This is a genomic window from Kribbella sp. NPDC004536 (assembly GCF_042873835.1).
Lineage (GTDB): Bacteria > Actinomycetota > Actinomycetes > Propionibacteriales > Kribbellaceae > Kribbella.
Map to the genome: position 1 here is coordinate 19892 of NZ_JBIALY010000001.1, position 23317 is coordinate 43208.

The following is a 23317-nucleotide window of genomic DNA, read 5'->3' on the forward strand; positions in this document are numbered from 1 at the left end:
GCGGCCGCGGGCGGGCGAACCTTGCCACGTCATGTTACGGGACAATCACTGTCCGAGGTCGTAGATCAAGACCTTGCCGATGCTGTGTCGCCGGACGGCGAGCTGGTCGAGCGCGGGCGCCACGGGCCCGTTGCGCTCGTCCGCGTACAGCCAGCGGACGCCGTACTCGTTGCGAAGCTCCCGCAACACCGCTGGGGTCGGTGCGGTAAGAGCCTGCTCGGTCAGGGCGAAGCGATCCGGCCAGGGCGACGGCTGCTCTGTGTACCGATGGCCCCCGCGACCCTGGTTGGCCATCGCCTGGTTCGTGTACGCCCAGCCTTCGAGGAGAGTACGGCGGCCGGCGATTCCGCTGACCAGGTACCCGCGAGCATCGCAGCCGGGCGCGATCGACCCCGCCGGTCGGCACCACGTGTTGGTCGCCACCACGTCGGTCGTCGCCGAGTTCTGCCCGAGCCACAACGCCGCCTCAGCTTCGTCCGGGTACACCCACCAACGCGCGGCCCGGTACGTCGGCGCCATCTCGGTGTCACCACGTACGGCGCTCTGCGCGAACGAGCTGATCGGCGCGGTCGACAGCAACACCAGTACGACGAACATGCCGCCACCGGCCTGCCGCAACGTCAGGCGCCACACGAGCAGCAAGAAGAGCGTGATGCCGAGAACGACGAGTAGCATCCGCGTACTGAGCCACAGCTGGCGACCGGTCGAGGCCGCCGGCACACCACGAGCCCAGACGAGCAGACCGGCGTACCCGATCGACAGGACGAAGGCGGCGACCGCGATCGGGATCGGCCTTCCCGATGCGCGCGCACTGGTCGCCGCGAACCAGCCCGCGCCGGCGAGGCTGAACGGTGCGGCCGTGTAGACGAAGTACGACTCGCTGACGGACGGGTGGTCGACGAGCAGATAGCCGGCCCAGCCCGCGATCATCGCGCCGAGCAGGAACCACGCGATCGGATCCTTCCGGCCGACGACGCCGAAGCCGGCCCAGGACATCGCCTGGAGAGTGAGGAGCAGTCCTAGCAGCAGACTGAGTGTTCCTAGTACCTCACCGTGCATCAGCGCCGGGAGGATCAGTCCACCGTCCCCTGGCTGCGTCTTGTCACCAGTGGCTGCGGTGTAGACGGGTAGCGACTTCAGTACGGCCAAGAACTGCAAGCGGGAACCACTGGTGCTGCCGGCGACGCTCAGGAAAGTGATGGCGCCGGCGACGAGCAGTACTGCAGTCGTACCGATAAGACGCCACGGGAGGCGTCGGGTGGTCACTAGTACGTAGAGCGCCGCTACACCGACTGCGCCCACTAGCAGCGGGAGCACTGTGGGTTTAGAGCCACCGCCTACTAGCGCTACGGGCACGATGAGCAGCCAGAGTCGGCGGGTGCCGTTTCTGAACAGCAGGTCGATCAAGAACACAGCTACGGCAACAGCCGCGACCATGCCGAACGTCTGCGACGGGCTCAGCAAGCTGACGGGTGGTGCGAGGTTCACACTCGTGTCCAGCAACAGGAACAGCTGCGGTGCGGCCAGGGCGAGTGCGGCGAGTACGCCGGTCCACCATGTGCGGCTCACGGTTCTGGCCAGGGTTGCGCAGACGAGTAGTGACACGACCAGCCACGGGAGGACCCAGAGGCGGAACAGTACGACGAGCGGTGTCAGCCGTGTGGTGTCCACGGCTGCGGCCATGTCGGCGTTGGCGAACCAGTGGTAGTCAAGGCGCTCCCCTACAACCTGTGGGAGCTCGGGCGGTACGGAGCGAGTCAGCTCGTGCACCATCGACAGGTGGTACAGCAGGTCCGGGTAGTACGCCTTACCGTCCGGGGGCATCGCGTGGTACGCCATCACGCCGAACGTGGTCGCACCGACCATCACCGCCGCCGACACCGCCAGTCCGACGGTCCACGCGAACGGCAACGGCTTCGGCTCCGCGATCCGGAAGTGCCGGCGTCCCGCGACCGCGAAGCCGATCAGCAGGAGCGCCGGCCAGACGATCAGCCATCGCTGCCACCCGAGCGCGGTGAAGATCGCCCAGCCGATCAACTGCCAGGTCGCGCCGACGATCGACCCCAGCCCGAGATCCTCGGCCCAGTTACCGGTACTGCGCCAGACCGCCCGCAGGATCAACGTGCCGGGCAGCGCGATCGCCCCGGCGAAGTACCCGGCGTACTTCAGCAGCGGGCCCGCACCGACATCCCCCAGCGAAACAAACCCGCCGACCGCTACCAAGATCGGTAGCAGCCACGGGAGAAGACGCTTCATCTGTGCGTTTCGTGGACGGGCTCTTGGTGCCCGTGGTCCTCGAGGCTGTCGTAGCCGACCAGGAACTGCGGGCGGCGCTGGCTCGACTGGAACAGCCGGGCGACGTACTCACCGAGCAGACCGAGGCAGAGCAGCTGGATCGCGCCGATCACACTGACCGCGAGCACCGTCGACGTCCAGCCCGGGATGCTGCGGCCGGTCAGCTTGATCACCAGCGCACCGATCACGAACACCCCGGACATCGCGCCACCGAGCAGCCCGAGCCAGGTCGCCAGCCGCAGCGGCGCCGCCGAGAACGCGGTCACGCTGTCGAACGCGAGCCGCAGCATTTTGGAGAAGTTGTACTTCGTCGTGCCCGCAGCCCGTTCGGCGCGGACATATCGAACCTCGGTGCTCGGGAAGCCGAGCCACGGGATCACCAGCCGGAACACCCGGCCGTCGTCCGGCAGCGCGTTCACCGCATCGACCACCCGGCGCGTCACCAGCCGGAAGTCGGCCGCGTCGAACGGGATCTCCTTGCCGACCAGGCGGCACATCAACCGGTAGTACAGCCGGGCGGTCGTCCGTTTCGCCCACGAGTCGCTCGAACGGTCCGAGCGGACGCCGTACACGACGTCGACGTCCTCCTCCTCGACGGCGCGCAGGAACTCGGCGATCACCTCGGGCGGATCCTGCAGGTCGGCGTCGATCGTGACCACGTACCGGCCGCGGGCCCGCCGGAAGCCTGCCGACTGTGCCGCCTGGTGACCGCTGTTACGGAGCAGCCGGACGACCCGCAGCTGCGGCCAGTCCTTCGCGGCGTCGAGCAGCAGCGCGGCGGTCTTGTCCCGGCTGCCGTCGTCGACGACGAGCAGTTCGTACGTGATCCCGAGCCCGTCGAGCAGCGGGTGCATCCGCTGGAAGAAGATCGGCAGCACCTCTTCCTCGTCGTACATCGGTACGACGACGGAGAGCTCGGGTTTTTCCCGCATCGGCTGCCTTTCGGGTGGGATCAGACGTTGACCTTAGCGTGTGCTACGTCGGCGAGATCGCCACCGCACCGGTACGGCGCGGGTCGCCGACCGCGAGCAGGCCGTCGGCCGGATCCCAGAACGCGGCCGCGACCCCGCCGAAGTACATCGAGTGCGGCGGCATCGGGCGGGTCGGCAGCGCGGTCGAACCCGACACCGGCAGGTCGTCCTCGTAGTCGACGACCACGTCCTCGCGGACGCGGACATGCAGCCGCGGATGCTCGACAGCCTCGCGGAGCGAGAGGCCGCCGTGCGTGTACAGCGCGTAGACCTGGGCGAGCGCGGTCGGGATCCGGTCCGAACCGGGTGAGCTGATCGCGAGTACGGCGCCGTCGCTGTCTCGGCGCGCGACGCTCGGCGCCATGTTCGACGTCAGCCGGGTGCCCGGGGCGAGGCTGTGCGGGCCGCCGTGCAGGAGCTCCTGCTCACCGAGCGCGTTGTTCAGCCAGATGCCCGTACCCGGCGTGAGTACGCCGGAGCCGTAGCCCGACGAGACCGTGATCGCACACGCGTCGCCCTCGTCGTCGACGACCGACACCGTCGCCGTACTCGGCGAGGTCAGCGCGCGCAGGTCACCGGCCGCGGCCAGGTCCAGCAGCTTCTGCCCTTCGAGCTTCCGTACGTCCTCCGCGTCGAGCTCGGCGAGGCGACGACCGAGGACCGCGTACTGCACGTCGACGAGGCGCTCCAGCTCGGACTGCCGCCAGCTCCCGTCGGCCGGTACGCCGTCCAGCAGCGCGAGCATCGCGGCCGCCGCGACTCCGCCGACGGCGGGCGGCGGGTTCGTCGCGAGGCGCCAGCCGTTCTGCTTGACGATCAGCGCCGGACGTACGACGGCCTCGTACGCGGCGAGGTCCTCGGCGGTGAGGATGCCTTCGTTCGCGGCCATGTCCTGGATCAGCAGCTGGGCCAGCTGGCCCGTGTACATGGTCTCGGCGCCGTCGCGGGCGATCAGCTCGAGGGCTTCGGCCAGCTCCGGGATCACGACCGTACTGCCGGCCTTGATCACCTCGCCGTCGACGTCGTGCACGACACCGTGGCTGGGTTGATGCCAGCCGAAGATGATCTCGTGGGTGAAGCCGAGGTAGTACCCCGAGGTGCGGCTCAGCGCGAAACCGTTGCGGGCGACGTCGATCGCGGGCTGGACCACCTCGCGCCACGGCGCCTTGCCCGAACGGCGATGGGCCAGGTCGAGCGCCTTCATCCCGCCCGGCGTGGCGACCGAACCGTGGCCGACGGTGGTGGTCGTACCGCCGCCGTAGTCGGTCGTGACGTCCCACACGCCGCGCCCGAAACTGTCCGTCGACAGACCGCGGCCCGGCATCTCCACCCAGCCGTCGATCGTGACCGGATCACCGCCCGCGACCTGCAACGTGACGAACCCACCGGACGCGGGCGACACCACCCCGATCTCGTTCACCATCGTGACGAGCGTGGCGGCAATCGCCGCATCCACGGCATTCCCACCCTCAGCCGCCACCCGCACCCCAGCATCCGCCGCCGCCGCGTTAGGCGCAGCAACCGCAACCCGCGGATGCCCCGCAGTCATCGCGCGCCGCCGCTCGGGTGAACCACCCGGCGTTCGCCGCCGCTCGGACGGACCACCGGGAGCGCCCCGGCGCGTCCGACCCGCCCTGGCGTGGCCCCACCCCGCGCGGCTGCGTGCGGGGTGGGTAGGCGCGTGGCGCCGGTGGTCATGGTGGTCAGCCGACCCGTTGGACGGCGTTGAAGCGGTCGACCGTCACCTGGACCGCCGCCTGACGGGCGTCGGCGACCTCGTTCTCCTTCAGCGTGCGGTCCGGCGCGCGGAAGCGGAGCGCGAACGCGAGCGACTTCTTCCCCTCGCCGATCTGCTCACCCGTGTACACGTCGAACAGCCGCACCGACTCCAGCAGTTCGCCCGCGCCCTCGGCCAGCGCCACCTGTACGTCGGCTGCCGGGACGTCCGCCGCCACGATCAGCGCGACGTCCTCCTTCGCGACCGGGTACGACGAGAACGGGTGTGCGGTGATCGACTCCGGACCCGCCGCGATCAGCGCGTCCAGGTCCAGCTCGAGCGCACTCGACCGGGCCGGCAGCCCGAACGCCTGACACACCTTCGGATGCAGCTCGCCCGCGTGGCCGATGACCGTACCGCCGACCACGAACTCGGCACACCGGCCTGGGTGCCACGGCGCGAGCTCGACGTTGCGTACGACCGGCTCGACGCCGACCGCGGACGCGATCAGCCGCGCGATCTGCACCGCGTCGGCCCAGCCCGCCGGACGGCCCTTGCCCCACCAGCCGGTCGGCGTCCGCGCGCCGGTCAGCACCGCGGCGACGTGCAGCGGCTGGTCCGGCAGCGCGTCGTACAGCGCCTGGATCTCGTCGTCGCTCGGCCGCTGCGCGACCGACGGCAGCGGCGCGGGCTTCGTCTCGGCCTTGGGCAGGAAGACCAGGCCGGTCTGGAAGATCGCCAGGTCCGTCGCGCCCCGGCCGACGTTGCGCTCGGCGGTCCGGAGCAGAGTCGCGAGCAGGGTCGTCTGCATCGACGGCTCTTCGTCGGAGAGCGGGTTGACGAGCTTGACCGTCGTACGGCGGGAGTCGTCGGCCGGAATGCCCATCGCGTCGAAGTCGGCCGCACCTGTGAACGGGTACGACACCACCTCGGTCAGCCCCGCGCCCACCAGCGCAGTCGCCACCTTCCGCCGCCGCTTCTGCGAAACGGTCAGCCCCTGCCCACCCGGCGCGGCAGGCAGCACCGAAGGCACGTTGTCGTACCCGAACAGCCGAATAACTTCCTCGGCAAAGTCGTTGGGATCCCGCAAATCCGGCCGCCACGACGGCGGCGTGACGGTCAGCAAGTCATCACCAACCAGGTCAGCAGCCAAGCCCGAGCCCGCTCGGGTGGCGTCGGCCGAGGCCGCGCTCACGGCCGCGTCGGCGCCGCCGCGCTCCTCGGCACCGAGGGGCGCAGGCTGCCCCGGCCGGGCCGCACCGGTCGCCGGCGCACCGACCGACCCGCTCGCGACACCGCCGGTTGCCGCACCCGCGGCGCGCGGCGCCGCGTCGACGACCAGAGCCGGAGCGTGGACGCCGACCGCAAGTGGGGCGGGGGTTGCTCCGGCAGCGGCTCGCTCGATCGTGCAGCCGACCGAGTGGAGGTGCTGCAGGGTTTCCTCGAGGGTGATCGGTGCGCCCGCGACGCGAACGGCGTGGTCGGCTCGGAGGTTTACCGGGGCGGGGGCCGGGTGGGTGTCGACGACCGTTTCGTCGGGGAGGATCGTGCCACCGGCGTACTCGGCCAGCAGGTCGGCGACGCGCTGGGCGGCGTACCGCGGGAGCGCCGGGTCGACCTCGCGCTCGAAGCGACGCGACGCCTCGGACGACAGCTTGTGCCGCCGCGACGCGCGTGCAATGACGATCGGGTCGAAGTGCGCCGCCTCGATCACGACGTCGGTGGTCGCGTCCGAGATCTCCGTCGACGCACCACCCATCACACCGGCGACACCGATCGGCCCGGAGTCGTCGGTGATCAGCAGGTCCTCGGCGTCGAGCTCCCGCGTCTGGTCGTCGAGCGTCATCAACTTCTCGCCCGCGTTCGCCCGCCGGACCACGATCTCACCGGCCAGCCGCGCCTTGTCGTACCCGTGGATCGGCTGCCCGAGCTCGAGCATCACGTAGTTCGTGACGTCGACCCCGATCGAGATCGGCCGCATCCCGGACGCGAGCAACCGCTTCTGCATCCAGCGCGGCGACAACGCCTTCGGGTCGATCCCGGTCACCGTCCGCGTCACGAACACGCTGCACGCCGCGGCATCGTCCACGCGCACCGGGTAACCACCCGAACCCGACCCGTTCAACGTCAACGAGGCCGGGTCCTTCAGCGGTACGCCGTACGCCGTCGCCGCCTCGCGCGCGACGCCGCGGATCGACAGGCAGTACCCACGGTCAGGAGTGACCGCGATGTCCAGCACGTCGTCCCGCAGCGACAACAGCTCGATCGCGTCGTCACCCGGCTGCGCCTCGCCGGGCTCCAGTACGACGATGCCGTGCGTACCGTCGTCGCCCAGACCGAGCTCCGTACTCGAGCAGATCATCCCGTTGGACACGTGCCCGTACGTCTTCCGCGCCGCGATCGCAAACCCACCGGGCAGCACCGCACCCGGCAGCACGACCACCACAAGGTCGCCGACCTCGAAGTTGTGCGCACCGCAGACGACCCACTGCGGCTCGTCCTTGCCGATGTCCAGCGAACACCAGCGGATCGTCTTGCCGTTCTTCTGCGGCTCGTTCTCGTACGTGAGCACCTTGCCGACGACGAGCGGACCGGTCAGGTCGGACTCCTCGACGGTCTCCACCTCGAGGCCGGCCCGGATCAGCTGCTCCGCGACCTGCCGGCCGGTCACGTCAGCCGGGAGGTCGACGTACTCACGAAGCCATGACAGTGGGACCCGCATCAGATCTCCATCCCGAACTGGCGGCTGAACCGCACGTCACCCTCGACCATGTCCCGCATGTCCTCGACCCCGTTGCGGAACATCAGCGTCCGCTCCAGGCCCATACCGAAGGCGAAGCCCGAGTACCGCTCGGTGTCGATGCCGTTGGCCTGCAGGACCCGCGGGTTCACCACGCCGCAGCCGCCCCACTCGATCCAGCCCTCGCTGCCACAGGTCCGGCACGGGCGGTCCGGGTTGCCGACGGAGGCGCCGCGGCAGACGAAGCACTTCAGGTCCACCTCGGCCGACGGCTCGGTGAACGGGAAGAAGTTCGGGCGGAGCCGCGCTTCCAGGCCCTCGCCGAACATCGACACGACGAAGTGGTCGAGCGTGCCCTTGAGGTGCGCGAGCGTGATGCCCTCGTCCACGACCAGGCCCTCGACCTGGTAGAAGACCGGCGTGTGCGTCGCGTCCAGCTCGTCGGTCCGGAACACCCGGCCCGGGCAGATCACGTAGATCGGGGGCTTGCGGCTCAGCATCGAGCGCGACTGCACCGGCGACGTGTGCGTCCGCAGCACCTTGCCGGAACCGGCGGGCTCCACGAAGAAGGTGTCCTGCATCTGCCGCGCCGGGTGGTCGGGCTGGAAGTTCAGCGCGTCGAAGTTCAGCCATTCGGCCTCGACCTCGGGCCCCTCGGCCACGTCCCAGCCGAGCGCGGTGAACACGTCCGCGACCTGCTCGGAGATGAGCGACAGCGGATGCCGCGCGCCGAGCTCGGGTGTGTGCCACGGCAGCGTCACGTCGACGCGCTCGGTGGCGAGCATCCGCTCCTCGTGCTCCGCCTCGAGCACCGCGAGCCGGGCCGCGAACGCCTCGTTGATCGCCTTCCGGGCGGCGCCGATCCGCTGCCCGGCCTCCTTGCGGGCCTGCGGCGGCAGCGCGCCGATCTCCCGGTTGGCCAGCACGATCGGCGACTTGTCGCCCAGATGGGCCGACTTCGCGTCCTGCAGGGCAGCCAGATCGGCCGCCCCGGTAAACGCCTTCAGCGCCTCGTCGCGGGTCCGCTCCACCTCTTCGGCATGCAGCGGCGTCACTTCGACCGGGTCGTAATCAGTGTTGGGACCGGACATGGCTCGCTCTCGGGTTGGTACGTCTGCGACTTGCAGTCTAGAAACCCCACCCCCAAGACCGTGAATCGGCTGTCCACAACCGCGCGCGGATCAGCCCAGCTTGTGGCGGGCTCGGATCACGCCGACGAGGACTCCCAGGGCGGCCAGGAAGGCGCCTACGCCTATCGGGAGGTAGAAGTACGGGTACTTCGTGGCGAGCGCGGGGTTGGTCCACGGTGGGTGACCTGGCGTGGGCTCGATGAGGAGGAGTACCACTGCCCCGGCGACGTCGTACGCGATGGTCAGTACGAGCGTCGCCAGGGCGAGGGCACGGGCCCAGGTGAGTACGCGGCGGGTGCCGCGGGAGCGGCCGTACAGCATGGTGCCGAGCGCGAGCGGGAGCAGGATCAGCATCGACATCAATGCCAGGTTCGCGAGCTGCTGGGAGTCAGGCACGACTCCGCATGCTGTCAGTGCACCGGGTCGTCCACGCTTGACGGGTCCTGCACCTTCGCCTCGCCCTTCGGGAGGACCGCGAGGGCGACCAGCGCACCCGCGACCGCGCCGGCCGCGCCGACGGTCATCGCGATCGACATCGCGTCGACGAAGGCGTGCTTGGCGGCGGCGAAGAAGTCCGGGCCGAGCGCGAGCGTGTCGGCGATCGACTTGCGCGCCGCCTCCGGGACCGAGTCCGGGAGCGCCGACGAATACGCCGCGGCGAGCACACTGCCCAGTACGGCAACCGACAGCGCGGCGCCGGTCTGCTGGACGGTGTCGTTCATCGCGGAGCCGACGCCCCGGTGCTCCGGCGGCACGGCCTGCATCAGCAGCGTGTACGCCGCCGGACCGGCCAGACCGCCGCCGACGCCCATCACCAGCAGGCCGAGGATCAGCAGGCCGTACCCGCTGGTGTCCGACACCTGGGTCAGGATCGCGAAACTGCCCGCGATGATCAGCAGCCCGACCGCGATCAGCGTCCGGTCCGCGATCTTCTTCCCGAGGGTCGCGCCCAGACCGTTGAACAGCGCGGCAGACAGCGCGTACGGGATGAGCGCGAGCCCGGCCTTCAACGGCGAGTACCCGAGCGCGAACTGAAGGTACTGCGTCAGCGCCAGCAGCAGACCACCCGCGGTGAACGAGAGCAGCACGATCGAGAAGCTCGTACCGCTGAACCGCCGGTCCTTGAACAACGCGAGCGGCACCATCGGATGCGCGCTCCGCTTTTCCCACAGCGCGAACGCGGTCAGCGCGACCACCCCGACGGCCAGCCCGCCGAGCATCCGGGCGGAACCCCAGCCGTGCAGCGGGATCGAGACGATCGCCCAGACGACCGACGCCATCCCGACCATCGTCAGCACCGCGCCCACCGGGTCGACATCCCGGGCCGGGCCCTTCGACTCGGGGATCAGCGCCAGCGTGCCGATGATCGCGAGCACCGCGATCGGGACGTTCAGCAGGAAGATCGAGCCCCACCAGAAGTGGTTCAGCAGGACGCCGCCGACCGTCGGACCGGCCACCACGCCGACCATCGCGACCATCGACCAGCCGGCCATCGCCTTGCGCTGCTCCTCCGGCGGGAACACCGTGAACAGCAGCGACAGCGTGCTCGGCATCAGCAACGAGCCGCCGACTCCCATCAGCCCACGGCACGCGATCAGCTGCCACGGGTTCTCGGCGAGCGTCGCGAGCAGCGAGGCGGCGCCGAAGATCACCAGGCCGAACAGCAGCATCTTCCGCCGCCCGTACCGGTCGGACAGGCTTCCTGCGGTCAGCAACAGCCCGGCGAACGCCAGGATGTAGGCGTCGATCACCCACTGGATGTCGGCCGGGGTCGCGTCCAGGTCACGCATCAGCGACGGGATCGCCAGGTTCAGGACGGTGTTGTCGACGACCAGAACCATCAGGCTCAGGCACAGGATCAGCAGGATCCACCAGCGCCGGGGGTGTCCGGTCGCGGTTTCAGAAGACTCGAACGGTGTACTAGTCACTCGCACACTGTACGACAAACTCGTACGGCGTGCGAGTCCTTTGTAGGATGGCGTCATGAAGGACACGATCTGGACCCGGGAACGCAAGGCGTCCCCCGCTCGCGAGACGCTCAGCCGGGAGCAGATCGTGGCCACCGCGATGGAACTCCTCGACGCCGAGGGGCTGACCGGGCTGAGCATGCGGAAGCTGGCCGCGAAGCTCGGCGCCGGCGCCACCAGCGTGTACTGGCACGTCCCGACCAAGGACGACCTGATCGATCTGCTGATCGACGAGGTCTGGGGCGAGATCGACGTACCGGAACCCGAGCTGGCCGGCTGGCGGGCCGGGGCACTCCTGTTCGGGCACAGCCTGCGGTCCGCCGTACTGCGCCATCCCTGGCTGCCCGAGGTGATGTACAGCCGGCCGAGCATCGGGCCGAAGGCGATGGGCCTCGGCGCCCGCGGCATGGTGCTGTTCCGCGCGGCCGGGTTCTCCGACCCCGAGGTCGACCTGGCCATGGGCAGCGTGATGTCGTACGTGCTCGGTACGGCCAGCGCCGAGGTCGCCACCCGCGAGATGCATCGCAAGTCCGGGCAGACCGAGGAGCAGTGGGTCGCGAACCTGCTCGAACAGGCCCAGTCCGCGGCCGGCGACTACCCGGACATGCAGGCGTCCGTGCGCCGCCGGACCGGAACGGGCCTCGACGCCGCCCTCACCGAGAGCTTCGTCTACGGCCTCGACGCACTGCTCGACGGCCTCCAGACGCGCGTCACGAAGTAAGCCCGAACCACGGCTCCTTCGCGAGCTCCGCCCGCAGCACCTCGGCGTCCCGCTCGTCGGAGACCGCCACCGTCAGCTGCTCCACGCGGTCCAGCTCGCGCCGTGCTCCGACGGGGTCTCCGGTCGCCGCCAGCGCCCGGGCGAGCGCCTCGCGGGCGAACGGCTCGTCCCAGTCCGACATCTGCTCCGGGTAGGCCAGGACGAGTTCGAGGCATCGGCGTGCGTGGTGCAGGCCGAGTTCGACGCGGCCGATCCGCAGCGCGGTCCGGGCGATCAGGTGCTCGCCGCGGGCGTGGTTCGCCTCGTTGCCCGCCTCGAGCCAGTGCAAGCAGGCGGCGTACGCGCCGTACAGCATCCGTTCCTGGTCCACCAGCGGGCTCGACTCGTCGATCTGCTCGAGCAGGTCCCAGGTCTCGTTGTTGAGCTCGACCCCGAAGTACCGGTGCAGCTCGCGTCCTTCGACGAGCTCGGTGGCGACCTTCTGCATCAGCTCCGGCCAGCTGGCCAGCCCGTACTCACGGGCGATGGTCAGCTGGGCGTCCCGCAGCGTGAAGCCGGCGGCGTTCCCGTCGTACGACGGATGGTGCCGGCGGACCTGCTCGATCGCATCGGGCCGCTCTTTCGCGACCGCCTTCCGCAGTTCCTTCGCCCGGGCGCGCAACTGACTGAGACTCGCCTTCGCAGGCAGCGGTGTAGCCGACATCCGACAGTCCTTCCAGACAGCCCGCTCCGCTGACCAGGCCGTCCCGAAGGGTGAATCGGCCGTGACCCAAGATCCAACAGTCCAGGTGCACTCAGTGCTTGCCGCGAAGAGGAGGCGCCCTGACACGCGCTACCCCAACGCTGACACGCCCGCGCGGCTGTCGTCAACCGAGGTGGATCGGGTTGGTCCAGGCTTGGGCGCCTGATGCATCTTCTACGGTGATGCGGCAGTGGGTGCCGGTGAAGAGGGTCAGGGGGAACTTGTGGTGGGTGAGGTTGGTGCCTTGGGCAACTTCTGCGCCGGGGTGGCCGCCGGTGAGGAGGAGTTTGGTGGCGGGTGAGCAGTGGACGTGGATCTCGTCGGCTTCGATCCGTACGTCGTGGAGCTCGGGGCCGGTGCTGGAGTAGAAGTGGCCGGACTTCAACGCTGCCAGTAGGGCATCGGGGTCCAACCCTTCGGCGCGGACCTGGACCCAGGCTTGGCAAGGGGGTGGGTCCTGGGGTTGGAGGTGGGCGTCGTCGGCGGCGTAGGTGGTGAAGCGGTGGCCGCGGTTGAGGAGGACGTCGGTGAGGTGCCAGCTGTCGGCGCGGTTTTCGCGGTCGGCCAGGGCGTTGTAGACCTCTATCGAGTGGGCGGCGTCGAGGCTCTCCGCGTCGGTGGCCGTCAGCAGTGAGGCTGACGGGTGGGCCATGCCGACGAATGCTCCGGCGGCACGGGCCCGCCGCGCCAACCCAGGACCGGTTTCAGAAGCAGTTGGGGGCTCGAAGTCCAGGGGGAGGCCGGCTGCCACGATGTGCCAGGACTGGCCGGCTTCGGTGCGTGGGGCGTGGAGTTCGGCGCCGACGAGCGTGGTGAAGGTGTCCGTGCGCAGGTCCCGCGTGTCGGTGACCGGGTAGCCGTACTCGGGGCGGAAGTGGTCGGTGATCGCGACGAAGTCGTACCCGGCGTTGCGGTACACCTCAGCAGTCTCGGCCGGGGTCAACGCGCCGTCGGACAGGTTCGAGTGGGTGTGCAGGTTCCCGCGCCAGAACCGGCCCGGCAGGTCGAAGATCACCGGCGCTGCTCCCGGGCCGACGCGTACAGGCAGACGGCGGCCGCGGTGGCCAGGTTGAGGGATTCGGCGCGGCCGTAGATCGGGACCTTCACCGAGTGGTCGACGAGCGCGTTGATGCCGTCGGGCAGGCCGTGCGCCTCGTTCCCGAACAGCCAGACGGTCGGCTTCGCGAGCGTCCCGTCGTCGATGCAGGTGTCCAGGTCGGTCGCGCCGTACCCGTCGGCGGCGAGCACCTGCAGGCCCTGGGCACGCCACGCGCCCACGGCGGAGACGATGTCGACGTCGGTGGTCACCGGGACGTGGAAGATACTGCCGACGCTGGCCCGGACTGCCTTCGGGTTGTGCGGGTCGACGGACTCGGCCGACAGTACGACGGCATCCGCGCCGGCGGCGTCCGCCGTACGGATCAAGGTGCCGACGTTGCCCGGATCACGGACCTGGACCCCGGCCGCGACGAGCTGGAGCGAATCGGTCCGGAGCGGAACGTTCACGAGCGTGCAGACCGCGACCACGCCCTGCGAGGTGACGGTCTCGCTCAGCGCGTCGATCGCGGCCCGGTCGACCTCGAACCACGCGACCCCGGCCGCCGCGGCCAGGTCGTACAGATCACGGTGCCGGGTGGCGACGGCGGGTTCGGCGTACACCTCGACGACCAGTTCGCGATGCTCGAGGGCCTCGCGGACGGCCTGTGGGCCCTCGACCAGGAACCGGCCGGCCTTGCGCCGGAACGCACGAGTGGCGAGCCTGCGGGCCTGTTTGATCCGCGCGGACTGCGCGGTCAACAGACCAGGGCTCGCCACTTGTTCGGTTGCGGGTGTTGCTCAGGCCGCGGCGTCGGACTTCGGCGCGTTCACGTCCGCCGGCAGGGCGGCCTTGGCCACCTGCACGAGCGCGGAGAACGCCGCCGGGTCGTTGACGGCGAGGTCGGCGAGGATCTTGCGGTCCACCTCGACCTCGGCCAGGCGCAGGCCCTGGATGAAGCGGTTGTAGGTCAGGTCCTCGGCGCGGACCGCGGCGTTGATGCGCTGGATCCACAGCTTGCGGAAGTCGCCCTTGCGCGCCTTGCGGTCACGGTAGGCGTAGACCAGCGAGTGGGTGACCTGCTCCTTGGCCTTGCGGTACAGCCGCGAGCGCTGGCCGCGGTAACCGCTGGCCTGCTCAAGTACGGTACGACGCTTCTTGTGGGCGTTGACTGCCCGCTTCACGCGTGCCATGAGGTGTTACTCCTTGAATTTCTGCGCCGGAGCCGGGACGGAGCCCACTCGGCGGGGGATGTGCTGGGGGGTGGGGGTGCTCAGATGCCGAGCAGCTTCTTGGCCTTCTTCACGTACGCCGGGGCGACCTCGACGGTGCCGGACAGGCGGCGCTTGCGCTTCGACGACTTCGCCTCGGCGAGATGCCGGACACCGGTCTGCTCACGACGGATCTTGCCCGACCCGGTGACCCGGACCCGCTTCTTCATCCCCGAGTGGGTCTTCATCTTCGGCATGGCTGTTCTGCTCCTGATTATCTTCGTTGACTCGATCTTCGGTGTGACGGCTCCGGCTGCTGTGACTGACCTGGCGGCCGGAGCGTTTCGTCACTCCGGGTCGAGGTTGTCGGCCGGACCCTTCGGCTTCTTGGTGACGCCGGCGGCGCGCTCTGCCTCGTGGGCCTGAGCCTGCTCGGCGCGTTCCTTGCGCTCCGCCTGCTCCTCGGCCTCCCGTTCGGCCTTCCGCTGCGCCTTCTCGGCTTCCACGTCCACGCGCGCTTCGGACTTCTTCTTGTGCGGTCCGAGCACCATGATCATGTTCCGGCCGTCCTGGCGCGGCGAGGACTCGACGAAGCCGAGCTCGCTGACGTCCTCGGCCAGCCGCTGCAGCAACCGGAACCCGAGCTCGGGCCGGGACTGCTCACGTCCGCGGAACATGATGGTGATCTTGACCTTGTCCCCGGCCTTCAGGAACCGCACCACGTGACCCTTCTTGGTCTCGTAGTCGTGCGGGTCGATCTTCGGCCGCAGCTTCATCTCTTTGATGATCGTGTTGGTCTGGTTCCGGCGGGACTCGCGCGCCTTCTGCGCGGTCTCGTACTTGTACTTGCCGAAATCCATCAACTTGCAGACCGGAGGCCGGGCGGTCGCCGCGACCTCGACCAGGTCGAGATCGGCCTCCTGGGCCAGCCGCAGTGCGTCCTCGATCCGGACGATGCCTACCTGCTCACCGTTCGGTCCGACCAGCCGCACCTCGGGAACGCGGATGCGCTCGTTGACGCGCAAATCAGTGGTGATGGGTCCTCCTGGGTTGAACTCGTACTGGATGCCACCTCGTGATCGGAGCGCCTCCTGAAAAACACGAAGGCCCTCGTGCGATCACACGAAGGCCCAATTCCCAGCTGTACGACGTCCCAACCCTGCAGCGGGAGGTACGTCGTACGTTGACCGGGACCCGCCGACTGTTCATCGACTGGGTGGGAGGTGGCCCTCCGCTTAGACTTGAACCGCTGGCTCACCCTTCGTATTCCACTCAGGGGTCACCATCGGACCAGGTCGGTCGCCGTGTAAGAGTAGCAGCATGAGCGACGCAGATGCCACTCCGCACCTAAATGACACAGCGCAGCCCGACCCCCTGGCGACCGCCTCCCGCGACATCGCCGAGGTCCCTGCCGTGGAGATCATTTCCACCGCCGCACTCCACCTGATGAGCGCGGCCGCGGTCAACCTCGGCCTGGCCGCCGACCTGCCCGAGCACAAGGACCTCGACGAGGCCCGCTCGCTGATCGACTCGCTGGCGGGCCTGCTGGACGCCGCCGCCCCGTCGCTCGGCCACCACCACGCCGCCCCGCTCCGGGACGGCCTGCGCTCGCTGCAACTCGCATTCCGCGAGGCCAGCTCGATCCAGGACGACCCCGGCCAAGGCCCCGGCGAGAAGTACACCGGCGCCGTCTACCCCGCAGCCACCAAGTAGCAGCTGATCAGTCGGCGCGGCGTACCAGCTCCAGCCGGGAACGCGTGAGCAGATAAGGAACGGCACCGGCGAAGAGCGGTACGAGTACGGCGACACCGGCGATCACGGCCCACGGCACCACGACCGTCGGCGAACCGACCACGGTGTGCGCGGTGAACCCGTACAACGCGCCGACAGCCACCCCGAGCACACAGCCGAGCTGCCCGAGGAACCAGCCTTGCGCCGCGGCGAGTCCGCGGCGCAGGCGTGGCGGTGCGCCCACCGCTGCGAGGGTTGCGAAGTCCGCACGGCCCTCCGACATCGAGAGGGCCACTGACATCGCGACACCGAGCAGCGTTGCTGTCAGACCGGCGAGCAACAGCCCGATCGAGGCTTTACGTACTGGGCTCTGGTAGCCGTGCTCGACCTTCAAGGCGTCCTCGTGACCCAGCAGCTTCGCTACCGCAGCCAGCTGGGCGTCACTGGGCTGCTCGCGCAGGCTGAAGTGGACCGAATCCACCTCGGCAGTTCCTAGCCTTCGCGCTGCATCAGTACTGATCAGAGCCGACCTCGGCAGTACGCCTGCGCGAGGTGGCGAGGCCACGACGGCGGCTGGATACGCGAAGGCGCTCCGGCCTTCCAGGTCGTCACCGCGGGCCAGCTTGACCTTGCCGTCGTGCGCCATGTTCGCCAGCGGTACGACGACGTCGCCCTGGCGCAGTGCGGCCGCGGCTCGACGCCCCCAGTCGAGGAAGCGAGCGATGTACGCGGGGTCGACCGCCGTCAACGGGTAGCCCGTGCCGAGGACGCTGCCATTCACGAAGTAGCCGTCGGTCTCCTTGGTGCCGTTCAGTACTACGGTGCCGATCTCGTAGCGGTGCTCGACCGGCAGCAGGTTCTGTACGCGGTCCACGAGCTGTGGTGAGTACGGGATGTCGCCGTCGAACTGCAGCACCGCGTCGCCGATCCGCCCTGCAGGTTCGTAGTTCTGCGCCTTCGCGGCCGACTGGTTCACCACGGCGAACGCCAGGGCCGTCGTACCGGCGACCGCGATCATGATGACCGCCGTGACCGGGCCCGTGCGGTGGCGGTGGCGGGAGGCGTCCCGTAGCGCCAACCGCATGCTCAGCGGCAGGTTGCGCACACCGCCGGCAAGTACGCCGACCAGTGCAGGGAGCGTCCAGACGAGGCCTGCTACGACCAGAGTGATGCCGACGACGACCAATGCGACCGGAAGCGTCGGGGATGCCGAGGCGACGCGGGAGATCTGCGCCGGGTCCGCTGCAGCCCGCTCCGCCCGCGCGGTGTCGAGCGCTGCCGCCAGTTGGACGTTGCCGATCACCGACAGAACCAGGCCGACCGCGACCAGAACCAGTGCGACCACGCGCAGCCTGGTCTTCGCTGCGACCCCGGCGAAGCGTCCGGCGAGCGCCGCGAGCGGAGGCCGCCGCGCGGCGCCGATCGCCGGTACGAGGGCCGACGCGAGGCCTGCGACCAGTCCGATCGCGACAGCCCCGAGCAGCTGTAGCCACGGAATCTGCCATTCGACGATCAGCCGCGACGCCGCGCTCTCCCACCAGGACTTCCCGAGCAGCGCGGTCGCCACACCGATCACGAGTCCACCCCCGGCCCCGAGCAGACCGGCGTACAACCCCTGCGCGAGAACCACCCGTCGTACGTCGGCCGTCGTACCGCCGACAGCTGTCACCAGCCCCAGCTCTCGCGTCTGCCGTCGAGCGACAACCGCGAAGGCGGTACCGGCGAGCAGGACCAGCTCCAGCACGGCGAAGCCGACGATGAGCACCCGCGCAGCCTCGCCTCCGACCGGACCACGTGGAGTCGGCGGTGGATCGATGACGGCAGCCCGGGAGACCAGCGTGATGTGCTGCTTGCTGAGCTTGTCCGCAAGCCCGTCGACGTCGGTCCCCGCAGGCAGGTCGACCAGGTACTGCGCCTCGAAGTCGTCCGCGGCCGGCAGTGCGAAGACCCGCCGCGACCCCGGCGCGTCGAGCGTCCGCGCGATCCCGACGATCCGGTACCTGGTCCCGTCGGCGCCGGTCAGCACCCCGCCGGGCCGTAGCTCGAGGTGCTCCGCCAGTGCGGGCGACAGGGCGACCTCGTCGCGCCTGGCCGGCATCCGCCCCTGATCGAGCCGATACGTACCGGTCGCCAGTGCGGTGAAGTCCCCCGTCACCAGCCCGACGGTGAGATCGGCCCCGCTCCCCCGCAGCTCGAGGTCTCCGTTCAGCGTGGTCGCCCGCGCGTACACCGATCCGCGAGGCAGCACCTGCCGTACGTCCGTCCGCCCCGAAGGCACCGTGAGCTTCGCGTCGGCCGACCCGAGCTCGGTCCGCGCGAGCACCTCGCCGGTCGGATTCGTACCGCGATGCACGACGCTGAACCAACACCCGGCCAACACCGGCAACCCGACGAGCGCCGCGATCAGCAGAGTCCGCCCCAGCGTCCGCCGCGCCGCCCGCCGCGCCAGGCGCAACGCGACCACCCAGTCGTTGATGACCTTCACCATGGATACCGAGTATGCATACCCAGTATCTACCATGCAAACTTGGTTGACCGAGCAGCCAGGGCCGCCGGTAGCGTCGGGCGCTGTGACCGATCTGCCGCCGCCAGTTCCGAAGCTTGATGTCCGGCAGTTGCTCGACGAGGTCAACCGCGCGACTGGGGCTGGGCTGCAGTACGTGAGTCAGGCGGTCGGTGGTGAGGTGGGGGCCGCGTTCGTGCGGTGGCCGGACGGGCGCGACGCAGTGTTGACGCGCGGGGCCGGTGGGCTGGGTGAGTTGCGGCGTACGGCGGAGGCGCTCGACGTGGCGCGTGGGCGTGGGCTGCCGGTGCCGCGGTACGAACTGTTGGCCGAGCTGCCGGGTGGCGTCGGTGTGGTGCAGGAGCGGCTGCCTGGCAAGCCGCCGGTGCACGTCGACCGGAAGTTGCTGGAGGCAATGGTTGCGCTGGCCGAACGGTTCGCCGGGATCGCTCCGGAGCTGCCGGTGCCGTCGTTGTACCTGCTCGAGAGCGGCCCGGGTTTCTGCCTGCACGAATCACTGGAACGGTGCGACGACCGGACCCGCCGGCTGCTCGGTTGGGTCCACGAGGTCGGCCGCGGCGAGCCGGGCGGGATGAGCGGCGACGACCTCGTACATCTCGACTTCCACACCGGGAACGTCCTCGTCGACGACACCGGGACCGTCACCGGCATCGTCGACTGGGACGGCATCGGCCGCGGCGACCGGCACTTCGGCCTGGTCACCTTGCGCTTCGACGCCCACGTACGGACCATCGACCTGGCCTGGTTCGACGAGCTGCTCGACCACGTTGTCGAACCCGCCGTACTGAGGCTGTACTGGGCACACATGGCGCTGCGCATGGTCGACTGGTCGATCCGTCACCACACCCCGGCCGACACCACGCGCTGGCTCGATTTTGCCGCCCGCCGGATGGATTGATCAATCCTTTTCGGTGCAGGCCGAAACACCTCCGATCACCCTGTCGGCCGAGCATTGCCGCCGCTATTTTCGAGGTGAGAGATCACCACTCGGGAGGGACGAGAACATGCGCAAGATCGCAATCACCGCCGCCGGGATCGCAGCCGCCGTGATCGGTTCCGGTGTCGCACTGGCACCGGCCGCGAACGCGGCAACCACCGCGACGTCGTGCCCGTCGGGCGCCGTCTGCCTGCGGGAGCCGGACGGCAGCATCCTGAGCAAGAACATCTGGTACAGCTACGGGCCGCACAACCTGCAGAACGTCACCGGCTACAAGACGACGATCAACAGCCAGACCGGCGGCGCGGGCTTCCAGATCTGCACGGGCTACAACGGCACCGGTTGCGGCCCGGTCTACCGCGATACCGGCGAGTACCTGCCGCACGACTACACGCCGATCAACTCGATCGTGCTCGTGCGCTAGCCGGGAACCGGCTCCGGCCGCAAGGGCCGGAGCCGGTCGCCTCAGCCCTTGACCGCGCCTTCCTCGACACCCTTGAAGAAGAAGCGTTGCAGGGTGGCGAACACGATCACGATCGGGATGAACGCGATCATCGTGCCGGCCGCGATCAGCCGCGGGTTGTTGCTGAACGTCCCGGACAGGTACTGCAGGCCGACGGTCAGCGTGTACTTGTTCGGGTCGGTCAGCACGATCAGCGGCCAGAGGAAGTCGTCCCATGCGCCGATGAACGCGAAGATCGCGATCACGCTGATCGTCCCGCGCACCGACGGCAGGCCGATGTACAGGAACCGCTGCCAGGCGTTCGCGCCGTCGACGATCGCGGCCTGATCGACCTCCAGCGGTAAAGCCCGGAAGGCGTTGTACATCAGCAGTACGTTCAGAGCGCCGATCATGCCGGGCAGCGCGACCCCGAGCAGCGTGTTCGCCAGCCCGAACTCGCGGACCGTGACGTACTGCGAGATGATCGTGACCTCGCCAGGCAGTACGAGCGTCGCGAGGAACAGCCCGAGGACGAGCTTGCGGCCCTGGAACTGCAGCCGCGAGATCGCGAACCCGGCCAGCGACGCGCCGATGACGTTGCCGCCGACAACCAGTACGGCGACCACGAGCGAGTTCCGCGCGTAGTCGAGCACCGGGATCGTGTCGGTGACCTCCTTGTAGTGACTGAACGTCGGCTGCGCCGGCAGCAGCCGCGGGATCCGGGTGTAGATGTCCTCGCCGGAGCCCTTCAGCGACGTCGACAGCTGCCAGAGGAACGGCCCGATCGTGATCAGCAGTACGAACACCAGCAGGACGTACCGCGCGACCTTCTCCCGCGGCGACACCGAGTTGAACCCGAACGCCCGGCTCCGCCGACCAGGTGCAGCGGCCGGAGGCGCATCAACAGGTCGGTCGGTGACAGTCGTCATGCCTCGGCTCCTCGACGGTTGAGACGAGCAAGTACCAGCATCGGTACGACGGTGACGAAGAACAGCACGATCGACAGCGCGGACGCGTACCCGAGGTTGCCCTCGAAGCCCTGGCTGTACTGCTGGATCAGCATCACGACCGAGTTGTCCCGGCCGCCCGGACCGCCCTTGCCGCCGCTCAGGATGAACAGCTCCGAGAACACCCGCAGCGCCGACACCGAGATCAGGATCGAGATCAGGATCATCGTGCCCCGTACGCCCGGGATCGTCACGTGGATGAACCGGCGCAGCGGCGAGGCCCCGTCGACCGCGGCCGCCTCGTGCAGTTCACGCCCGACGTTCCCGAGGGCGGCCAGGTAGATGATCATGTAGTACCCGAGGCCCTTCCAGATCGTCAGGCTGATTGCGCTGAGCAACAACAGCCACTGGTCGGACAGGAACGGCAGCGGCCCGGAGATCACCCCGAGCTTCTCCGCCAGCCCGTTGACCAGGCCGCGGTCGTCGAGGATCCACTGCCAGATCAGCGCCACCACGACCGCGGACGCCACCACCGGGGTGTAGAACGCGGTCCGGAAGAACGTGATCCCGGGCAGCTTCTTCTCGACCAGTACGGCGAGCAGCAGCGGAAGGACCGTGAGGAACGGCAGACAGACCACCATGTAGATGACGCTGTTCAGCAGGGCCCAGCGCAACTGCTCATCGTGCAGCAGGGTCTCGAAGTTCTTCAGTCCGACGAAGTGGCCGCCGCCGATCGGCCTGGCGTTCGTGAACGACAGGATGACGGTGTTGATCGACGGCCACAGGTTGAACACCAGCAACCACGTGAGTGCTGGGATCACCAGCACCCACGGGGTGAACCACCGGTTGGATCGCATCAGGAGGTCAGCAGCTGGTTGGCCTTCGCCACCGCGGCGTCGAGGGCGGCCTGCGACGAGATCTTGCCGGAGATCGCCAGCGAGATCTGCTGCCCGATGAAGTCGTTGGTCGCGCCACTGATCACCGGCGGCTGCAGGTTCTTCGCCTTGGCCAGCGACTGGAAGGCGAGCACCTTGGCGTCGCTCTCCGGCGTACCGTCGGACTTGGAGAAGTACGGGTCGTCGGCCGAGGCCTTGGTGGACGGGAAGATGTTCACGATCTTCGCGAACGCGGCCTGGTTCTCGGCGTTGGTGACGAACCGGGCGAGCGCGATCGCGGCGGCCTGGTTCTTGGTCTTCGCCGACACCGACAGCCCCTGCACGTACAGCGGCGGGGTGTCGAGGGCCGGCGACGGGACGACCTTGCCCTTCAGCGACGGGTTGTCCTTCTGGAAGTCCTGGATCGCGTTGCCACCGCCCGTGGTCCAGGCGACCTTGCCCTGGGTGAACAGCTTCGAGTTGCCCAGGTACTCGTTGGTCAGGATGTCGCGCGGCATGTACCCGGCCTTGTAGGCGTCGCGGTACTTGTCCAGCAGCGCGGCGGCCTCAGGGGTGTTGAAGACAAACTTCTTGCCGTCGTCGGAGATGATCTTGACCCCGGCGTTGGTGAAGTCACCGATCCCGGGCAGCCGGCTCATCAGGTATTCCTTGCCGCCGGTCTTGTCGTGCATCACCTTGGCGGCCGCGAGCAGCTCGTCGAAGGTCTTCGGCGGGTTCTTCACGTCCAGGCCGGCCGCGGCGAACTTGGTCGCGTTCCAGTAGTCGATGTCGGTGTTCAGGTACCACGGGTAGCCGTACGTGCCGCTCATCCCCTGGTACTGGTACGCCTGCACGCCGCCCGCGACGTACTCGTCGTTCAGCTTCGGGTCCGCGGCGGCGACGTCGAGCAGCATGTTCTGCTTGGCCAGGCTGAGCGCGAAGTCCGGCGGCAGGTTGGTCACGTCCGGGAGCTGGCCGGCCGACGCCTGGCTCAGCACCTTCTTGTCGTAGCCGTCGCCGGGCTGGTCCAGCCAGGTGACGTGGGTCCCCGGGTACTTGGCCTCGAACGCCTTGATCACGCCTTCGACGTACGACGTGAACTTGGGCTTCAGCGCCCAGGTCTGGAAGCTGACCTCACCGGTCACCTGGGCGTTCGCGTCCACGGTCGGCTTGGCCCCGCTGCTGCTGCCGGAGTCCTCCGAACCGAGGCCGCAGCCGGCGAGGGTGAGGGCGGCGGCGACAAGACTTGCCAGCAGCGCCGGACGGCGTCTACGCATGGGATCTCCTGGATTTGATAAACCGGTATAGCTCCCGAACTATCCACATCGTAG

At 69.0% G+C, this 23317-nt stretch carries 21 protein-coding genes; 4 read left to right on the plus strand and 17 right to left on the minus strand.

The features are described from left to right. Positions 1 to 45: 45 nt before the first annotated feature. The 7 genes from ACFYRU_RS00085 to ACFYRU_RS00115 all read right to left on the minus strand — a co-directional run bounded on the left by ACFYRU_RS00085 (position 46) and on the right by ACFYRU_RS00115 (position 10781). Positions 46 to 2256 carry a hypothetical protein gene (locus tag ACFYRU_RS00085; protein ID WP_387651086.1) on the minus strand — a complete coding sequence of 737 codons (2211 nt, stop codon included), beginning with the start codon at positions 2254 to 2256 and terminating at the stop codon, positions 46 to 48. Beyond that, the gene (locus tag ACFYRU_RS00090; protein WP_387651089.1) at positions 2253 to 3227 is read right to left on the minus strand and encodes a glycosyltransferase family 2 protein; all 975 of its coding nucleotides are present in this window, start codon (positions 3225 to 3227) and stop codon (positions 2253 to 2255) included. Before ACFYRU_RS00090 ends, ACFYRU_RS00085 begins: the two co-directional genes overlap by 4 nt. Before the next feature lie 43 nt (positions 3228 to 3270). Then, on the minus strand, positions 3271 to 4815 hold the full coding sequence (locus tag ACFYRU_RS00095) for a gamma-glutamyltransferase (RefSeq protein WP_387651091.1): 1545 nt from the start codon (positions 4813 to 4815) through the stop codon (positions 3271 to 3273). A gap of 154 nt (positions 4816 to 4969) precedes the next feature. Beyond that, entirely contained in the window at positions 4970 to 7705 is a 2736-nt protein-coding gene (locus ACFYRU_RS00100; RefSeq protein ID WP_387651094.1) for a phenylalanine--tRNA ligase subunit beta, read from the minus strand. After that, the gene (pheS, locus tag ACFYRU_RS00105) at positions 7705 to 8814 is read right to left on the minus strand and encodes a phenylalanine--tRNA ligase subunit alpha (protein ID WP_387651096.1); all 1110 of its coding nucleotides are present in this window, start codon (positions 8812 to 8814) and stop codon (positions 7705 to 7707) included. The genes ACFYRU_RS00100 and pheS overlap by 1 nt, the downstream gene beginning before the upstream one ends. Before the next feature lie 90 nt (positions 8815 to 8904). Further along, the gene (locus ACFYRU_RS00110) at positions 8905 to 9249 is read right to left on the minus strand and encodes a hypothetical protein (RefSeq protein ID WP_387651098.1); all 345 of its coding nucleotides are present in this window, start codon (positions 9247 to 9249) and stop codon (positions 8905 to 8907) included. 14 nt (positions 9250 to 9263) lie between these two features. Continuing rightward, the gene (locus ACFYRU_RS00115; protein WP_387651100.1) at positions 9264 to 10781 is read right to left on the minus strand and encodes an MFS transporter; all 1518 of its coding nucleotides are present in this window, start codon (positions 10779 to 10781) and stop codon (positions 9264 to 9266) included. A gap of 55 nt (positions 10782 to 10836) precedes the next feature. Between ACFYRU_RS00115 and ACFYRU_RS00120 the strand changes: the two genes are divergently transcribed. After that, complete coding sequence (locus ACFYRU_RS00120) at positions 10837 to 11541, plus strand: TetR/AcrR family transcriptional regulator (RefSeq protein WP_387651103.1); 705 nt, start codon at positions 10837 to 10839, stop codon at positions 11539 to 11541. Here ACFYRU_RS00120 and ACFYRU_RS00125 read toward each other — a convergent pair. The 6 genes from ACFYRU_RS00125 to infC form a co-directional block, all read right to left on the minus strand. Then, a complete protein-coding gene (locus ACFYRU_RS00125) occupies positions 11531 to 12244 on the minus strand; it encodes a hypothetical protein (RefSeq protein WP_387651106.1) in 714 nt (237 codons plus the stop codon). The genes ACFYRU_RS00120 and ACFYRU_RS00125 overlap by 11 nt on opposite strands. 163 nt (positions 12245 to 12407) lie before the next feature. After that, on the minus strand, positions 12408 to 13298 hold the full coding sequence (locus ACFYRU_RS00130; protein WP_387651109.1) for a CehA/McbA family metallohydrolase: 891 nt from the start codon (positions 13296 to 13298) through the stop codon (positions 12408 to 12410). Then, positions 13295 to 14098 carry a TrmH family RNA methyltransferase gene (locus ACFYRU_RS00135; protein WP_387651111.1) on the minus strand — a complete coding sequence of 268 codons (804 nt, stop codon included), beginning with the start codon at positions 14096 to 14098 and terminating at the stop codon, positions 13295 to 13297. The genes ACFYRU_RS00130 and ACFYRU_RS00135 overlap by 4 nt, the downstream gene beginning before the upstream one ends. A 21-nt stretch (positions 14099 to 14119) precedes the next feature. Further along, positions 14120 to 14512: a 50S ribosomal protein L20 gene (rplT, locus tag ACFYRU_RS00140; RefSeq protein ID WP_380202324.1), complete on the minus strand. Its 393-nt coding sequence runs from the start codon at positions 14510 to 14512 to the stop codon at positions 14120 to 14122. Positions 14513 to 14592: 80 nt separating this feature from the next. After that, on the minus strand, positions 14593 to 14787 hold the full coding sequence (rpmI, locus tag ACFYRU_RS00145; RefSeq protein ID WP_130383713.1) for a 50S ribosomal protein L35: 195 nt from the start codon (positions 14785 to 14787) through the stop codon (positions 14593 to 14595). Between the two features lie 90 nt (positions 14788 to 14877). Further along, on the minus strand, positions 14878 to 15555 hold the full coding sequence (gene infC / locus ACFYRU_RS00150; protein ID WP_387651115.1) for a translation initiation factor IF-3: 678 nt from the start codon (positions 15553 to 15555) through the stop codon (positions 14878 to 14880). 295 nt (positions 15556 to 15850) lie between these two features. Here infC and ACFYRU_RS00155 point away from each other — a divergent pair, with 295 nt between their 5' ends. After that, positions 15851 to 16243: a DUF1844 domain-containing protein gene (locus ACFYRU_RS00155; protein WP_387651118.1), complete on the plus strand. Its 393-nt coding sequence runs from the start codon at positions 15851 to 15853 to the stop codon at positions 16241 to 16243. A gap of 7 nt (positions 16244 to 16250) precedes the next feature. Here ACFYRU_RS00155 and ACFYRU_RS00160 read toward each other — a convergent pair whose 3' ends face one another. Further along, a complete protein-coding gene (locus tag ACFYRU_RS00160) occupies positions 16251 to 18749 on the minus strand; it encodes an FtsX-like permease family protein (RefSeq protein WP_387651121.1) in 2499 nt (832 codons plus the stop codon). Between the two features lie 82 nt (positions 18750 to 18831). Between ACFYRU_RS00160 and ACFYRU_RS00165 the strand changes: the two genes are divergently transcribed. Both ACFYRU_RS00165 and ACFYRU_RS00170 read left to right on the plus strand, forming a co-directional pair. Continuing rightward, the gene (locus ACFYRU_RS00165) at positions 18832 to 19683 is read left to right on the plus strand and encodes a phosphotransferase (RefSeq protein ID WP_387651123.1); all 852 of its coding nucleotides are present in this window, start codon (positions 18832 to 18834) and stop codon (positions 19681 to 19683) included. Between the two features lie 106 nt (positions 19684 to 19789). Continuing rightward, complete coding sequence (locus ACFYRU_RS00170) at positions 19790 to 20146, plus strand: hypothetical protein (protein WP_387651126.1); 357 nt, start codon at positions 19790 to 19792, stop codon at positions 20144 to 20146. A gap of 41 nt (positions 20147 to 20187) precedes the next feature. On the opposite strand, the gene ACFYRU_RS00175 is transcribed toward ACFYRU_RS00170, so the two are convergent. The 3 genes from ACFYRU_RS00175 to ACFYRU_RS00185 are packed head-to-tail and all read right to left on the minus strand — an operon-like array spanning position 20188 to position 23263. After that, positions 20188 to 21093: a carbohydrate ABC transporter permease gene (locus ACFYRU_RS00175; RefSeq protein ID WP_387651127.1), complete on the minus strand. Its 906-nt coding sequence runs from the start codon at positions 21091 to 21093 to the stop codon at positions 20188 to 20190. Continuing rightward, the gene (locus ACFYRU_RS00180) at positions 21090 to 21968 is read right to left on the minus strand and encodes a carbohydrate ABC transporter permease (protein ID WP_387651130.1); all 879 of its coding nucleotides are present in this window, start codon (positions 21966 to 21968) and stop codon (positions 21090 to 21092) included. The genes ACFYRU_RS00175 and ACFYRU_RS00180 overlap by 4 nt, the downstream gene beginning before the upstream one ends. Continuing rightward, positions 21968 to 23263 (minus strand): ABC transporter substrate-binding protein, encoded by a 1296-nt coding sequence (locus ACFYRU_RS00185; protein ID WP_387651133.1) that lies wholly within the window; start codon positions 23261 to 23263, stop codon positions 21968 to 21970. The genes ACFYRU_RS00180 and ACFYRU_RS00185 overlap by 1 nt, the downstream gene beginning before the upstream one ends. Positions 23264 to 23317 lie beyond the last annotated feature (54 nt).